Raw genomic sequence first — 14,890 nt, 5'->3', positions numbered from 1 at the left:
TCCCCGTACGCCTGTACGGATCACCTGCCCGTCCCGTAACCGGTTGAACACGCGCGGTGAGGATCAACTCCGGTCAACTTCGCGCGGCCGGTTCCGGCCCGTACGGCAGGCGTCCAGGCTTCGCCTCGCTGTGTATCACTGAGTGATACGGGCGGCCGGGCCCGAGATCGGGTCTGAGACACTGGGAGGGTGATCTCCCGAATCGATCTGCGCGGTGACGCCCTCCCCGAGGGCGGCGCCCTGCGCGACCTGCTGCCCCGTGCCGAGTTCGACGTGGAAGCCGCCCTGGAGAAGGTGCGGCCCATCTGCGAGGACGTGCGCCATCGTGGCACCGCGGCGCTGATCGAGTACGCGCGGCGGTTCGACGGCGTCGACATCGAGCGGGTACGGGTCCCGGCGGAGGAGCTGCACAAGGCCCTCGACGAGCTGGACCCGGCCGTCCGCGCCGCCCTGGAGGAGTCCATCCGGCGCGCCCGGATCGTCCACCGCGAGCAGCGCCGCAGCGACCACACCACCAAGGTCGTCCCCGGCGGCACGGTCACCGAGCGCTGGGTGCCGGTCGAGCGGGTGGGCCTGTACGTCCCCGGCGGCCGCTCGGTCTACCCCTCGTCCGTCGTGATGAACGTCGTCCCCGCCCAGGAGGCGGGCGTCGCCTCCCTCGCCGTCACCTCGCCGCCCCAGGCCGACTTCGACGGCCTGCCGCACCCGACGATCCTGGCCACCTGCGCCCTCCTCGGCGTCGACGAGGTCTACGCCGCCGGCGGCGCCCAGGCCATCGCGATGTTCGCGTACGGCACCGAGGAGTGCCCGCCGGCCAACCTCGTCACGGGCCCCGGCAACATCTACGTCGCCGCCGCCAAGCGCCTGCTCAAGGGCCGGATCGGCATCGACTCCGAGGCCGGGCCCACCGAGATCGCGATCCTCGCGGACGACACCGCCGACGCGGTGCACGTCGCCGCCGACCTGATCAGCCAGGCCGAGCACGACCCGATGGCGGCGGCCGTCCTGGTCACCGACTCGGTGGAGCTGGCCGAGAAGACCGAGAAGGAGCTGGAGCCGCAGATCGCGGCCACCAAGCACATCGAGGACCGCATCGTTCCGGCGCTGTCCGGCCGGCAGTCCGCGATCGTCCTCGTCGACGGCCTCGACGAGGGCCTGAAGGTCGTCGACGCGTACGGCGCCGAGCACCTGGAGATCCAGACCGCCGACGCCGCCGCCGTGGCCGCCCGGGTCCGCAACGCCGGCGCGGTCTTCGTCGGCGCCTACGCCCCGGTCTCGCTCGGCGACTACTGCGCCGGCTCCAACCACGTCCTGCCCACCGGCGGCTGCGCCTGCCACTCCTCGGGCCTGTCCGTGCAGTCCTTCCTGCGCGGCATCCACGTCGTGGACTACACGCGCGACGCGCTGGCCGAGGTCGCCCACCATGTGGTGACCCTCGCCGAGGCCGAGGACCTCCCGGCCCACGGCGCCGCGCTCAAGGCCAGGTTCGACTGGAAGGTCCCGCAGAGCAAGTGACGAAGATCGACGACCTCCCCATCCGGGACGAGCTGCGCGGCAAGTCCCCCTACGGCGCCCCGCAGCTGGACGTGCCGGTACGCCTGAACACCAACGAGAACCCCTACCCGCTGCCCGAGGCGCTGGTCCGGCGGATCGCCGAACGGGTCACCGAGGCCGCCCGGCAGCTCAACCGCTACCCCGACCGGGACGCCGTCGAGCTGCGCACCGAGCTGGCCGCCTACCTCTCCCGCACCGGCGGCCACCCGGTCACCAAGGAGCAGGTCTGGGCCGCCAACGGCTCCAACGAAGTCATCCAGCAACTGCTGCAGACCTTCGGCGGGCCCGGCCGCACGGCCATCGGCTTCGAGCCGTCGTACTCCATGCACGGCCTGATCTCGCGCGGGACGGGCACCGGCTGGATCTCCGGCCCGCGCAACGACGACTTCACCATCGACATCGAGGCGGCGAAGGCGACCATCGCCGCGCAGCGGCCCGACGTGGTCTTCATCTGCTCGCCCAACAACCCGACCGGCACCGCCGTCGGGGCCGACACGGCCCTGGCGCTGTACGACGCCGCGCAGGCCGCCAAGCCGTCCCTCGTGGTGATCGACGAGGCCTACGGCGAGTTCAGCCACCGGCCCTCGCTGCTGCCGCTCATCGAGGGCCGGCCGAATCTGGTGGTCTCGCGCACGATGTCCAAGGCGTTCGGCGCCGCCGGCCTGCGGCTGGGCTATCTGGCCGCCGACCCCGCCGTGGTGGACGCCGTCCAGCTGGTGCGGCTGCCGTACCACCTCTCGGCCGTCACCCAGGCCACCGCGCTCGCCGCCCTGGAGCACACCGATACGCTGCTGAAGTACGTCGAGCAGCTCAAGACCGAGCGCGACCGCCTGGTCGGCGAGCTGCGGGCGATCGGCTGTGAGGTCGTCGACTCGGACGCCAACTTCGTGCAGTTCGGCCGCTTCGACGACGCGCACGAGATCTGGCAGGCCATCCTCGACCACGGCGTGCTGGTCCGGGACAACGGCGTACCGGGCTGGCTGCGGGTCACCGCCGGCACCCCGGCCGAGAACGACGCGTTCCTCGACGCGGTCCGCACGGTGTTCAAAGAACGCAGCCTGAAGGAGAACGAGCGATGAACGGGGCAACCGCCCGCGTTGGACGCGTAGAGCGCACCACCAAGGAAACAACGGTCCTGGTCGAGATCGATCTCGACGGCACCGGACAGGTCGACGTCTCGACCGGGGTCGGCTTCTACGACCACATGCTCGACCAGCTCGGTCGGCACGGTCTCTTCGACCTCAAGGTCAAGACCGACGGCGATCTGCACATCGACACCCACCACACCATCGAGGACACCGCCCTCGCGCTGGGTGCCGCCTTCAAGCAGGCCCTCGGCGACAAGGTCGGCATCTACCGCTTCGGCAACTGCACCGTCCCGCTGGACGAGTCGCTCGCCCAGGTCACCGTCGACCTCTCCGGCCGCCCGTACCTGCTCCACTCCGAGCCGGAGAACATCGCGCCGATGATCGGCAGCTACGACACGACGATGACCCGGCACATCTTCGAGTCCTTCGTCGCCCAGGCCCAGGTCGCCCTGCACATCCACGTGCCGTACGGCCGCAACGCCCACCACATCGTGGAGTGCCAGTTCAAGGCGCTGGCCCGCGCCCTGCGCTACGCCAGCGAGCGCGATCCGCGCGCGGCCGGCATCCTCCCCTCCACCAAGGGAGCCCTGTAGCGCCGTGAACGGCCTCTCGACAGTCTTCATCCTGATCGGCCTCTTCCTCCTCGGCGGCGTCTACTCCTTCTGGAAGCAGCAGCTGCCCAAGAGCATCATCACCGTGCTCGCCATCGGCTCCGCGATGTGCCTGGCCGCGGGTGTGCTCCGGCTGGAGGTGTGGAGTTGACCGCCGCCAAGAAGGTCGTGGTCTTCGACTACGGCTTCGGCAACATCCGCTCCGCCGAGCGCGCCCTGGCGCACGTCGGAGCGGAGGTCGAGATCACCCGTGACTACGACACCGCCATGAAGGCCGACGGCCTGCTGGTCCCCGGCGTCGGTGCGTTCGCCGCCTGTATGCGGGGGCTCCAGGACGCCCGCGGCGACTGGATCGTCGGTCGCCGGCTGTCCGGCGGTCGCCCCGTGATGGGCATCTGCGTGGGCATGCAGATCCTCTTCGGCCGCGGCATCGAGCACGGCGTCGAGACGGAGGGCCTGGACGAGTGGCCCGGCACGGTCGGCCCGCTCAAGGCCGATGTCGTCCCGCACATGGGCTGGAACACCGTCGACGCCGCCGGGAGCTCCCAGCTCTTCGCCGGCCTGCCCGCCGACGCCCGCTACTACTTCGTGCACTCCTACGCGGTGCACGACTGGGAGCTGGAGGTCGGCAACCAGCACCTCGTCGCGCCGAAGGTCACCTGGGCCACCCACGGCGAGCGGTTCGTCGCCGCCGTGGAGAACGGCCCGCTCTGGGCCACCCAGTTCCACCCCGAGAAGTCCGGCGACGCCGGCGCCCAGCTCCTGAACAACTGGATCGAGACCCTGTGATGTCCCAGCCCGCCACGCTCGAACTCCTCCCCGCCGTGGACGTCCGCGACGGTCAGGCCGTCCGCCTGGTGCACGGCGAGTCCGGCTCCGAGACCTCCTACGGCGACCCGCTGGAGGCGGCCCTCGCCTGGCAGCGGGCCGGCGCCGAGTGGCTGCATCTGGTCGACCTCGACGCCGCCTTCGGCACCGGGGACAACCGGGCGCAGATCGCCGAGGTCGCCGGCTCCATGGACATCAAGGTCGAGCTGTCCGGCGGCATCCGCGACGACGCCTCGCTGGCCGCCGCGCTCGCCACCGGCTGCCGCCGCGTCAACCTCGGCACCGCCGCCCTGGAGACCCCTGAGTGGGTCGCCAAGGTCATCGCCGAGCACGGCGACAAGATCGCGGTCGGTCTGGACGTACGCGGGACGACGCTGCGCGGCCGCGGCTGGACCCGCGACGGCGGCGACCTGTACGAGACGCTGGCCCGTCTGGACTCCGAGGGCTGCGCCCGCTACGTCGTCACCGACATCGCCAAGGACGGCACGCTCCAGGGCCCCAACCTCGAGCTGCTGCGCAATGTCTGCGCGGCCACGGACCGCCCGGTGGTGGCGTCCGGCGGCGTCTCGTCCCTCGACGACCTGCGCGCCCTTGCCGGTCTCGTCCCGGCAGGTGTCGAGGGCGCGATCGTCGGCAAGGCGCTCTATGCAAAGGCGTTCACCCTCGAAGAGGCGCTGGCCGCCGTGTCATGAGGCGCGGCCCGGCGTGACGACGTGACCGAAAGGCGGCGTGATGACCATCGAGCGCGTACGGACCGACAGCCCGTGGGAAGCAACCATCGGCTTTGCCCGTGCAGTGGCGGCCGGCGACCGTGTCCTGGTAGCCGGCACCATGCCACTGGTGGGCGGCGTCCTGCAGGGGGAGGGCGACCCGTACGTCCAGACCAAGGCCGCCTTCACCAACGCCCTGGACGCCCTCAAGCCCTTCGCGCTGGACGCCTCCGCCGTCCTGCGCACCCGCATCTACCTCACCCACCTGCGTGATGTCGATGCGGCCGGCCGGGCACACCGGGAGATCTTCGACGCCGCCCCGCCCGCCGCGACCCTGGTCGTGGTCTCCGGCTTCGTCGACTCCCGGGTCCTGGTCGAAGTAGAACTGGAAGCCTTCCGAGAAGAGTCCTGACTCTCGGATCCAAGAACCTGCAGAGAGGTCCGATCAGCCATGACCCTGGCGATCCGAGTCATCCCTTGCCTGGACGTCGACAACGGCCGGGTCGTCAAGGGCGTCAACTTCCAGAACCTGCGCGACGCGGGCGACCCGGTGGAGATGGCCAGGATCTACGGCGACGAGGGTGCCGACGAGCTGACTTTCCTCGACATCACCGCCTCCTCCGGCAACCGTGAGACCACCTACGACGTGGTGCGCCGCACCGCCGAGCAGGTCTTCATCCCGCTCACCGTGGGCGGCGGCGTCCGTACCCCCGAGGACGTGGACAAGCTCCTGCGGGCCGGCGCCGACAAGGTCGGCGTCAACACCGCCGCCATCGCCCGTCCCGACCTGATCCGCGAGATCGCCGAACGCTTCGGCAGCCAGGTCCTGGTCCTCTCGGTGGACGCCCGCCGTACGGAGCGGGGCACCTTCGAGGTCACCACCCACGGCGGCCGGCGGGGCACCGGGATCGACGCGGTCGAGTGGGCCCACCGGGCCGCCGAACTCGGCGCCGGCGAGATCCTGCTGAACTCCATGGACGCCGACGGCACCAAGGACGGCTACGACGTCGAAATGATCGAGTCCGTCCGCAAGCACGTGACCGTCCCGGTCATCGCCTCGGGCGGTGCCGGCAAGCTGGACCACTTCGCCCCCGCGGTGGCGGCGGGCGCGGACGCGGTACTGGCCGCCTCCGTCTTCCACTTCGGCGATCTGCGCATCGGTGAGGTCAAGGGGGCGCTGCGGGACGCGGGTCACCCGGTGCGGTAGCCCTGCAGGCGGGCAGGCGGGCAGGCGGGCAGGCGGGCAGGCGGGCAGGCGGGCAGGCGGGCAGGCGGGCAGGCGGGCAGGCGGGCAGGCGGGCCCGGGCCGTGGATCCGGTCGGGCCGTCCGGCGGTCCGGCGGTCCGACGGTCCGGCGGTCCGGCGGTCCGGCCGGAATACCCCTGCTGGCGCCCCGCGTTGAGGCCCCGTAGGGGGCGCTCGCACCCCCTACGGGATCCGTTCGCCCCACCCCTACGGAAGCCGCTCGATCCGTACGGAAGCCGCTCGATCCGTACGGGAGCCGCTCGCCCCGTTACGGAACCCGCCCGCCCGAAGGCGAACCGCCGCCCGGCCGGGACGACCCTCCCGTCCCTCAGCCCCGTTTGCGGGCCGCCCGGACGAACTCGCGGTTCATCTTGGTGATGCTGAACAGCGGGATGCCCTTGGGGCAGGCCGTGGCGCACTCGCCGGCGAGCGTGCAGCCGCCGAAGCCCTCGTCGTCCATCTGCCCGACCATGTCCACCACGCGTGTTGCGCGCTCCGGCGAGCCCTGCGGCAGGACGTTGAGGTGGTTGACCTTCGCCGAGGTGAACAGCATCGCCGAGCCGTTCGGGCAGGCCGCCACGCAGGCGCCGCAGCCGATGCACTCGGCGTGCTCGAAGGCGAAGTCCGCGTCCGGCTTGGGAACCGGGGTGGCGTGCGCCTCGGGGGCGGCCCCGGTCGGGGCGGTGATGTAGCCGCCGGACTGGATGATGCGGTCGAAGGCGGAACGGTCGACGACGAGGTCCTTGACCACCGGGAAGGCCGAGGCGCGCCAGGGCTCGATGTCGATCGTGTCGCCGTCGGAGAAGGACCGCATGTGCAGCTGGCAGGTGGTGGTGCGCTCCGGGCCGTGGGCGTCGCCGTTGATGACGAGGCTGCACGCGCCGCAGATGCCCTCGCGGCAGTCGTGGTCGAAGGCGACCGGATCGTCGCCGGTCAGGATCAGCGACTCGTTGAGGGTGTCGAGCATTTCGAGGAAGGACATGTCCGGGGAGATGCCGTCGACCTCGTAGGTGGACATGGCGCCCGGGGCGTCGGGGTTCTTCTGGCGCCAGACGCGCAGGGTGAGGGACATCGGGGGTGCGGCCTGCGGCGTATCCGCTGTCGGGCGCTGTGCCCCCCGGGAGTCGGCAGTCATGCGTAGCTCCGCTGGGTGGGATGGACGTACTCGAAGGCGAGGTCTTCCTTGTGCAGGGTGGGCGCCGCGCCGGTCGCGGTGAACTCCCAGGCAGCGGCGTAGGAGAACTCCTCGTCGCGGCGGGCGGCCTCGCCGTCCGGGGTCTGGGACTCCTCGCGGAAGTGACCGCCGCAGGACTCGGCCCGGTGCAGCGCGTCGAGGCACATCAGCTCGGCGAGCTCCAGGTAGTCGACGACCCGGTTGGCCTTCTCCAGCGACTGGTTGAACTCCTCGCCGGTGCCGGGGACCTTGATCCGCCGCCAGAACTCCTCACGGATCTGCGGGATCCGGTCGAGGGCCTTGCGCAGCCCCTCGTCGGTGCGGGCCATCCCGCAGTACTCCCACATGAGTTCGCCGATCTCGCGGTGGAAGGAGTCGGGGGTACGGTCCCCGTCGGCGGCCAGCAGCCGCGCCAGCCGCTCCTCGGTCTCCCGTACGGCGTCGGCCGCGGCCGGGTGCCCGGCGTCGACGGCGTCGTGGTGCGGATGGCGGGCGAGGTAGTCGTTGATGGTGGAGGGCAGGACGAAGTAGCCGTCGGCCAGGCCCTGCATCAACGCGGAGGCGCCCAGGCGGTTGGCGCCGTGGTCGGAGAAGTTGGCCTCTCCGACGGCGAACAGGCCGGGGACGGTGGTCTGCAGGTCGTAGTCGACCCAGAGGCCGCCCATCGTGTAGTGCACGGCCGGGTAGATCCGCATCGGGACCTCGTACGGGTCCTCGTCGGTGATCCGGGCGTACATGTCGAAGAGGTTGCCGTACTTCGCCTCGACGGCCTTGCGGCCCATCCGGGCGATGGCGTCGGCGAAGTCGAGGTAGACGCCCTGGCCGCCGGGGCCGACCCCGCGCCCCTCGTCACAGACGTTCTTCGCCGCCCGGGACGCGATGTCGCGCGGCACCAGGTTGCCGAAGGCGGGGTAGATGCGCTCCAGGTAGTAGTCGCGCTCGTCCTCGGGGATGTCCCTGGGGGAGCGCGCGTCGCCCCTGGCCCTCGGCACCCAGATACGGCCGTCGTTGCGCAGCGACTCGCTCATCAGCGTCAGCTTGGACTGGTGGTCACCGGTGCGCGGGATGCAGGTGGGGTGGATCTGGGTGAAGCAGGGGTTGGCGAAGTAGGCGCCGCGCCGGTGCGCCCGCCAGGCGGCGGTCGCGTTGGAGTTCATGGCATTGGTGGAGAGGTAGAAGACGTTGCCGTAGCCGCCGGAGGCCAGGACGACCGCGTCGGCGAAGTAGGTGTCGATCTTCCCGGTGATCAGGTCGCGGGCGACGATGCCGCGCGCCCGGCCGTCCACCACGATCAGGTCCAGCATCTCGGTGCGCGGGTGCATCTCCACGTTCCCCGCCGCGATCTGCCGCGACAGCGCCTGGTACGCGCCGAGCAGCAGCTGCTGCCCCGTCTGGCCGCGGGCGTAGAAGGTCCGCGAGACCTGGACGCCGCCGAAGGAGCGGGTGTCGAGCAGGCCGCCGTACTCGCGGGCGAACGGGACGCCCTGCGCCACGCACTGGTCGATGATCTCCACCGAGACCTGCGCGAGGCGGTGCACATTGGACTCGCGGGCGCGGAAGTCGCCGCCCTTGACGGTGTCGTAGAAGAGGCGGTGCACCGAGTCGCCGTCGTTGCGGTAGTTCTTGGCGGCGTTGATGCCGCCCTGGGCGGCGATGGAGTGCGCCCGGCGGGGCGAGTCCTGGTAGCAGAACTGGACGACGTGGTAGCCCTGTTCGGCGAGCGTGGCCCCGGCCGCGCCGCCCGCCAGGCCGGTGCCGACGACGATCACGGTGTGCTTGCGCCGGTTGGCCGGGTTGACCAGCTTCGCCTCGAAGCGGCGGGTGTCCCAGCGTTCGGCGATCGGGCCCTGGGGGGCCTTGGTGTCGGCGACCGGGGTGCCGGTCGTGTAGTCGGTGTATGCGGTCACGTCAGCTCACCCATCCGGTCATGACGGCGACGGGTACGGAGATGAAGCCCGCCGTCAGCAGCAGCGCGAGGACATCGGCGGTGGCCTTGAGCGTGCGGTCGCGGGCCGCGTTGCCGGCGCCGAGGGTCTGTGCGGCGCTCCAGAAGCCGTGCCGGACGTGCAGGCCCAGCGCGAGCATCGCGGCGATGTAGACGACGTCGCCGTACCAGGTGGAGAAGGTCGCGACGACGTTGGCGTACGGGTGGCCGGCCTCGGCGCGCGGGTTCACCGTCAGGGTCGTCAGGTCCAGGATGTGCCAGACGATGAACAGGCCGAGGATGATGCCGCCCCAGCGCATGGTCCTGGTCGCATAGCCGGCCCGGCGCCGCTTGTGGGCGTAGCGGACCGGCCGGGCGGCGATGTCGCGGCGGCTGAGCTGGAACGCGGCCACCGCGTGCGTGACGACGGCGGCGAGGAGCACCAGTCGCGCGATCCACAGGAACCACTCGTGGTGCAGGAAGGGCTCGCCGATGGTGCGCAGCCACGCGGCGTACGCGTCGAAGTCCACCGCCCCGAAGAAGATCTTGAGGTTGCCCAGCATGTGGACGACCAGATACAGCAGCATCACGATGCCGCTGACGGCCATCGCCGTCTTCTTGCCGACGGTCGAGCCCCAAAGGAGGCCGGCGAAGGACGGCCGTCGTTCCGTCCGCGTGTCCAGTGCCATGAGTCCCGACGGTAGGGACGACCCCGCCCATCAGTCCAAGACATGGTGCGGCTCATCTCCATAGGCTGGGACTATCACTGCCTTATATTCCTCTTATGCAGCTGCAGCAGCTCCGCTACTTCACGGCCGTCGCGGACACCCGCCACTTCACCCGCGCCGCCGAGCGCGAACACGTCGCCCAGCCCTCGCTCTCCCAGCAGATCCGGTCCCTGGAGCGGGAGCTGGGGGCGGCGCTCTTCCACCGCGCGCGCGGCCACATCTCCCTCACCGACGCGGGCGAGACCCTGCTGCCGCTGGCCCGCCGCATCCTGGCCGACGCCGAGACCGCCCGCCGGGAGGTCCAGGAGGTCGCCCAGCTGCGCCGCGGGCGGCTGCGTCTCGGCGCCCCGCCCAGCCTCTGCGCCAGCCTCGTCCCCGACGTCCTCAGCGCCTTCCACGCCGCCTACCCGGGCGTCGAGCTGATCGTGACGGAGGACGGCTCCCAGGACCTCGTCCGGGCGCTGGCAGACGGCGAACTCGACCTCGCCCTGATCATCACGCCGCTGCCGGTCCAGGCCCCGGCCCTGGTCACCGTCGAGCTGCTGCGCGAGGAGCTGGTGGTGGTCTCCGCCCCGGACCGCCCCGCCCCGGCGGCCGGCCGCCGCACCCGCGTCCGTGTCGAGGACCTCCGCAGCCGCCCGCTGGTGATGTTCCGCCGCGGCTACGACCTGCGGGAGTTCACCACCGCGGCGTGCCGGGCGGCCGGCTTCGACCCCACCTTCACCGTCGAGGGCGGCGAGATGGACGCCGTCCTCGGCTTCGTACGGGCCGGGCTGGGCATCGCCGTCGTCCCCAGCATGGTCGCCGAACGCTCCGGCCTGCGCGTCACCGGCTTCGCCACCCCCGGCATGCACCGTGTCGTCTCGGTCGCCCACCGCGGCGATGTCTCACCGCCGCGCGCCGCCCGCGAACTGGAGCGCATCCTGATGGCGCACCTGGACGTGGCGATGACCTGAGCGGGGCCGGTCAGACGCCCAGCTGCGCCGTCAGCAGCCGGTCGACCGCCTCCTTCTCCCCGTCCAGCTCCACCCGCGCCGCGTCCTGCCGCCCGAAGGCGAACATCGTCAGCTCGCCGGGCTCCCCGGTGACCGTGACCACCGGGGTACCGCGGTGCGCCACCGCCGTCTGGCCGTCCGGGCGCCGCAGCACCACGCCCACCGGCGCCCTGCGGCCCAGCACCCGCGCCATCTTCTCGAGCCGTGACCACAGCGCGTCCGCGAAGACCGGGTCCGGGTCCCGCGGGCTCCAGTCCGGCTGGGCCCGCCGTACGTCCTCGCCGTGGACGAAGAACTCCACGGTGTTCGACGCCTCGTCGATCTGCTTCAGCGCGAACGGCGACATCCGCGGCGGGCCCGTCCGGATCAGCCGGAGCAGTTCCTCGTACGGACGGCCCGCGAACTCCGCCTGCACCCGCTCCAGCCGCGCCGCCAGCGGCTTCACCAGGATCCCGCCCGCCGCGTCGGCGCGCCGCTCACGGACCACCACGTGCGCGGCCAGATCCCGCGCCGTCCAGTTCCCGCACAGGGTCGGCGCCTCCGGTCCCGCGCTCTCCAACAGATCGGCGAGGAGGAGCCGTTCACGCTTCGCATGGGTCGACATACGGCCACCCTACGACCGCCCTCCCCCCGCTGCCACGGCGCCGCACTCAGCGCGTCAGCGCCAGTACCACCAGCACCACCCCGACGGCCACCGCGGCCAGGAACACCGAGACCAGCACCCGCACCGCGACCCTCGCCGCCCGGTCCTGGTCCGGGGGAGGGGGCGGAGGCGGCGGCTGCGGCGGATGCATGGCAGCAGGATGCCGCACGGCACAATGGACACCATGAGCAGCCGCGCCACCGCCTCCGACGCCCCGTCCCCCGCCTCGCCCTCCCTGGACCCCGCCATCGCCGCCCGCCTCAAGCGCGGCGCGGACGGCCTGGTTCCCGCCATCGCCCAGCAGTACGACACCGGCGAGGTGCTGATGCTCGGCTGGATGGACGACGAGGCGCTGCACCGCACCCTCACCACCGGCCGCGGCACGTACTGGTCCCGCAGCCGCCAGGAGTACTGGGTCAAGGGCGACACCTCCGGCCACGTCCAGCACGTCAAGTCCGTGGCCCTGGACTGCGACGCCGACACCATCCTGGTCAAGGTCGATCAGACCGGCGCGGCCTGCCACACCGGCGACCGCACCTGCTTCGACGCGGACGTGCTGATCACCGCCCCGACCGCCGGCCAGTAGGCTCCGCTGACATGACCACGGGAACCACCGGCACCGCCGCACCGGACCTCGACACCTTCCGCACCCTCGCCAAGGACCGGCGGGTCATCCCCGTCACCCGGCGCCTCCTCGCGGACGGCGACACCCCGGTCGGGCTCTACCGCAAACTCGCGGCCGAACGCCCCGGCACCTTCCTCCTCGAATCCGCCGAGAACGGCCGTACGTGGTCGCGGTACTCGTTCATCGGAGTCCGCAGCGCCGCGACGCTCACCACCCGCGACGGCCAGGCCCACTGGCTGGGCACCCCGCCCGTCGGCGTGCCCACCGACGGCGACCCGCTGGCCGCGCTGCGCGCCACCGTCGAGGCGCTGCACACCCCGCACGACCTGGTCGAGGGCGGGGGCCTGCCGCCGTTCACCGGCGGCATGGTCGGCTACCTCGGCTACGACATCGTGCGCCGCCTGGAGAAGGTCGGCGACAGCACCGAGGACGACCTCGGGCTGCCCGAGCTGACCATGCTGCTCACCTCCGACCTCGCGGTCCTCGACCACTGGAGCGGCACGGTCCTGCTGATCGCCAACGCGATCAACCACAACGACCTCGAGACCGGCATCGACGAGGCGTACGCGGACGCGGTGGCCCGGCTGGACGCCATGGCCGACGACCTGGCCCGCCCGGTGCCCGCCGGCACCGCCGCGCTGCCGCCCTCCGAGGTCCCGCCCTACACCGCCGAGTGGGGCGGCCCGGCCTTCCAGGAGGTGGTCGAGGACATCAAGGAGCGCATCCGGGCCGGCGAAGCGTTCCAGGTGGTGCCCTCCCAGCGCTTCGAAACCCCGTGCACGGCAAGCGCGTTGGACGTCTACCGGGTGCTGCGCGCCACCAACCCCAGCCCGTACATGTACCTCTTCCGCTTCGAGGGCGGGGTCGACGTGGTGGGGTCCAGCCCCGAGGCGCTGGTGAAGGTCGAGGGCGGCCGGGCGATGGTGCACCCCATCGCCGGCACCCGCCCGCGCGGCGCGACCGTCCAGGAGGACCAGGCGCTGGCGGACGAGCTGATGGCCGACCCCAAGGAGCGCGCCGAGCATCTGATGCTGGTCGACCTGGGCCGCAACGACCTGGGCCGGGTCTGTGAGCCCGGCAGCGTCGAGGTCGTCGACTTCATGTCCGTCGAGCGCTACAGCCACGTCATGCACATCGTCTCGACGGTGACCGGCACGGTCGCCGACGGCCGGACCGCCTTCGACGTCCTCATGGCGTGCTTCCCGGCCGGCACCCTCTCCGGCGCGCCCAAGCCCCGCGCCCTGCAGATCATCGAGGAACTGGAGCCCACCCGGCGCGGCCTGTACGGCGGCTGCGTCGGCTATCTGGACTTCGCCGGCGACTCCGACACCGCCATCGCCATCCGCACGGCCCTGCTGCGGGACGGCACGGCCTACGTCCAGGCGGGCGCCGGCATCGTCGCCGACTCCGACCCGGTCGCCGAGGACACCGAGTGCCGCAACAAGGCGGCCGCCGTGCTGCGGGCCGTGCACAGCGCCAACCACCTGGCGACCTAAGGCCTGTCGTTGCGATCAGGACGGGTGCTTCGGGAGCGGCCCGGGCCGCTCCCGAAGCACCCGTCCTGATCGGGCCACCCCCCCCGCGCGGCGGGCGCCGCGACGCGGTGCGCGATAGTGGTACGCGTGAGTGCCGCACCCCAGCCCCGTACAGACGTCGCGCCCGGGCCCGCGCAACCCGCCGAGCCCCGCAGCGCCCGGCGCAGCCTCGCCCTCGCGCTGCTCGCCGGCGCGGCCGGCGCAGCGCTCACGCTGCTCGCCGCCAGCCGGACGTGGGCCACCGGTACCGCGGTCCTGGCCCAGGGCGAACTGCCGCGCAGCGTGACCGGCAGCGATGTGACCGGTGTGCCCGGCGCGCTGGCCGTCGTCGGCCTCGCGGCGCTGGTCGCCGTCTTCGCGGTCCGCCGGGCCGGCCGGCTCGCCGTCGCCGCCCTCCTCGCGCTCAGCGGCCTGGGCACCGCCGTCGCCGCCGCGCTCGGCAACTCCGACACCTCGGCGCTGCGCGAGAAGGCGTCCACGGCGGTCGGTCTGGCCGGCACCGATGTGCATCGCGTCACGCACACGGCGTGGCCGTGGGTGACCGCGGTCGGTGGCCTGCTGCTGCTGGCCGCCGGGCTGCTCGCCCTGGTCCGTGGCCGCCACTGGCCCGCGATGTCGGGCCGGTACGAGCGCACGCCGGGTGGCGCCCGCGGTCCGCGGCGCGCTCCGGCGCTGACGGATCCGGACCGTCCGGAGGAGATCTGGAAGTCCCTGGACCGCGGCGAGGACCCCACCCGGTAACGGTGCCGCCCTCGGCATCGGTGACAATGGACGACGATTACCGCGCCCGGACCCCGGCGCGAGAGAGCAGCGAGGAGCACTCATGTCGAGCAGTGGCCACGGACACACCCCCGCCGCCTGGACCGGCGTCATCATCTCGTTCATCGGCTTCTGTGTCTCCGGAGCCTTCATCGTCCTGGCGAACGTCCCCGGCTTCTGGGCGGGCATCGTCCTGATCGGCCTCGGCGCCGTGGTCGGCGGCGTGATGCACATGGCGGGCCTGGGCGCGGAGCCCAAGCGCTCGGCCCGACCGCGCCCGCAGGCGCAGGCGCAGCCGCAGGAGAGCTGACCACCGCTCCCGCACCTCCGCAGCACCCCGAAGGCGCCGCTTCCCGGCCCGTACGCACCCCGGTGCCGTACCCGCCGTCCGTGCCCACCCCGTACGGCGGCCGAGAAGCTGCGCCTTCGCGCATCCGGCGTCACCATGGGCAGCGTGACCGATCCCTTGGC

General features: G+C 72.2%; 18 protein-coding genes. 13 read left to right on the top strand and 5 right to left on the bottom strand.

The features are described from left to right. The first annotated feature begins 189 nt into the window (after window positions 1-189). The 8 genes from hisD to hisF are packed head-to-tail and all read left to right on the top strand — an operon-like array spanning window position 190 to window position 5,998. Window positions 190-1,515, top strand: coding sequence for a histidinol dehydrogenase (hisD, locus tag ACGFML_RS27960; RefSeq protein ID WP_393548243.1), 1,326 nt, complete (start codon window positions 190-192; stop codon window positions 1,513-1,515). Next, window positions 1,512-2,633, top strand: a complete 1,122-nt coding sequence (locus tag ACGFML_RS27955; protein WP_393548241.1) for a histidinol-phosphate transaminase — start codon at window positions 1,512-1,514, stop codon at window positions 2,631-2,633. Before hisD ends, ACGFML_RS27955 begins: the two co-directional genes overlap by 4 nt. Beyond that, entirely contained in the window at window positions 2,630-3,235 is a 606-nt protein-coding gene (hisB, locus tag ACGFML_RS27950) for an imidazoleglycerol-phosphate dehydratase HisB (protein WP_393548240.1), read from the top strand. The genes ACGFML_RS27955 and hisB overlap by 4 nt, the downstream gene beginning before the upstream one ends. 4 nt (window positions 3,236-3,239) lie before the next feature. Next, entirely contained in the window at window positions 3,240-3,404 is a 165-nt protein-coding gene (locus tag ACGFML_RS27945) for a hypothetical protein (RefSeq protein WP_393548238.1), read from the top strand. Then, window positions 3,395-4,042, top strand: a complete 648-nt coding sequence (gene hisH, locus ACGFML_RS27940; protein ID WP_393548236.1) for an imidazole glycerol phosphate synthase subunit HisH — start codon at window positions 3,395-3,397, stop codon at window positions 4,040-4,042. The genes ACGFML_RS27945 and hisH overlap by 10 nt, the downstream gene beginning before the upstream one ends. Next, window positions 4,042-4,773 (top strand): bifunctional 1-(5-phosphoribosyl)-5-((5-phosphoribosylamino)methylideneamino)imidazole-4-carboxamide isomerase/phosphoribosylanthranilate isomerase PriA, encoded by a 732-nt coding sequence (priA, locus tag ACGFML_RS27935; protein ID WP_393548234.1) that lies wholly within the window; start codon window positions 4,042-4,044, stop codon window positions 4,771-4,773. Before hisH ends, priA begins: the two co-directional genes overlap by 1 nt. Before the next feature lie 40 nt (window positions 4,774-4,813). Further along, window positions 4,814-5,203: a Rid family hydrolase gene (locus ACGFML_RS27930; protein WP_393548232.1), complete on the top strand. Its 390-nt coding sequence runs from the start codon at window positions 4,814-4,816 to the stop codon at window positions 5,201-5,203. 39 nt (window positions 5,204-5,242) lie between these two features. Beyond that, window positions 5,243-5,998, top strand: a complete 756-nt coding sequence (hisF, locus tag ACGFML_RS27925; protein ID WP_393548230.1) for an imidazole glycerol phosphate synthase subunit HisF — start codon at window positions 5,243-5,245, stop codon at window positions 5,996-5,998. A gap of 366 nt (window positions 5,999-6,364) precedes the next feature. On the opposite strand, the gene ACGFML_RS27920 is transcribed toward hisF, so the two are convergent. From ACGFML_RS27920 to ACGFML_RS27910, 3 genes are read right to left on the bottom strand one after another with little or no spacing between them, the layout of a single operon-like run. Continuing rightward, window positions 6,365-7,108 carry a succinate dehydrogenase/fumarate reductase iron-sulfur subunit gene (locus ACGFML_RS27920; RefSeq protein WP_393548435.1) on the bottom strand — a complete coding sequence of 248 codons (744 nt, stop codon included), beginning with the start codon at window positions 7,106-7,108 and terminating at the stop codon, window positions 6,365-6,367. Window positions 7,109-7,167: 59 nt separating this feature from the next. Continuing rightward, window positions 7,168-9,117: a fumarate reductase/succinate dehydrogenase flavoprotein subunit gene (locus ACGFML_RS27915; RefSeq protein ID WP_393548228.1), complete on the bottom strand. Its 1,950-nt coding sequence runs from the start codon at window positions 9,115-9,117 to the stop codon at window positions 7,168-7,170. A gap of 1 nt (window position 9,118) precedes the next feature. Next, window positions 9,119-9,823, bottom strand: a complete 705-nt coding sequence (locus ACGFML_RS27910) for a succinate dehydrogenase cytochrome b subunit (protein ID WP_393548226.1) — start codon at window positions 9,821-9,823, stop codon at window positions 9,119-9,121. Window positions 9,824-9,918: 95 nt separating this feature from the next. On the opposite strand from ACGFML_RS27910, the gene ACGFML_RS27905 reads away from it, so the two are divergent. Further along, window positions 9,919-10,818 carry a LysR family transcriptional regulator gene (locus ACGFML_RS27905; protein WP_393548224.1) on the top strand — a complete coding sequence of 300 codons (900 nt, stop codon included), beginning with the start codon at window positions 9,919-9,921 and terminating at the stop codon, window positions 10,816-10,818. Window positions 10,819-10,828: 10 nt separating this feature from the next. On the opposite strand, the gene ACGFML_RS27900 is transcribed toward ACGFML_RS27905, so the two are convergent. Then, window positions 10,829-11,461 carry a TIGR03085 family metal-binding protein gene (locus ACGFML_RS27900; RefSeq protein ID WP_393548222.1) on the bottom strand — a complete coding sequence of 211 codons (633 nt, stop codon included), beginning with the start codon at window positions 11,459-11,461 and terminating at the stop codon, window positions 10,829-10,831. A 46-nt stretch (window positions 11,462-11,507) separates the two neighbouring features. After that, window positions 11,508-11,651: a hypothetical protein gene (locus ACGFML_RS27895; RefSeq protein WP_393548221.1), complete on the bottom strand. Its 144-nt coding sequence runs from the start codon at window positions 11,649-11,651 to the stop codon at window positions 11,508-11,510. Window positions 11,652-11,675: 24 nt separating this feature from the next. Between ACGFML_RS27895 and hisI the strand changes: the two genes are divergently transcribed. The 4 genes from hisI to ACGFML_RS27875 all read left to right on the top strand — a co-directional run bounded on the left by hisI (window position 11,676) and on the right by ACGFML_RS27875 (window position 14,729). Beyond that, window positions 11,676-12,086: a phosphoribosyl-AMP cyclohydrolase gene (gene hisI / locus ACGFML_RS27890; RefSeq protein WP_393548219.1), complete on the top strand. Its 411-nt coding sequence runs from the start codon at window positions 11,676-11,678 to the stop codon at window positions 12,084-12,086. 11 nt (window positions 12,087-12,097) lie between these two features. Then, the gene (locus ACGFML_RS27885; RefSeq protein ID WP_393548217.1) at window positions 12,098-13,621 is read left to right on the top strand and encodes an anthranilate synthase component I; all 1,524 of its coding nucleotides are present in this window, start codon (window positions 12,098-12,100) and stop codon (window positions 13,619-13,621) included. Between the two features lie 126 nt (window positions 13,622-13,747). After that, the gene (locus ACGFML_RS27880) at window positions 13,748-14,401 is read left to right on the top strand and encodes a TIGR02234 family membrane protein (RefSeq protein WP_393548215.1); all 654 of its coding nucleotides are present in this window, start codon (window positions 13,748-13,750) and stop codon (window positions 14,399-14,401) included. Window positions 14,402-14,483: 82 nt separating this feature from the next. Beyond that, window positions 14,484-14,729 (top strand): HGxxPAAW family protein, encoded by a 246-nt coding sequence (locus tag ACGFML_RS27875; RefSeq protein ID WP_393548213.1) that lies wholly within the window; start codon window positions 14,484-14,486, stop codon window positions 14,727-14,729. The last annotated feature ends 161 nt before the right edge of the window (window positions 14,730-14,890 follow it).

This window comes from Streptomyces sp. NPDC048650 (genome assembly GCF_043199095.1).
Lineage (GTDB): Bacteria > Actinomycetota > Actinomycetes > Streptomycetales > Streptomycetaceae > Streptomyces.
Note: the sequence above shows the minus strand (reverse complement) of the source record. Positions and strands in the feature narration are given on the sequence as shown.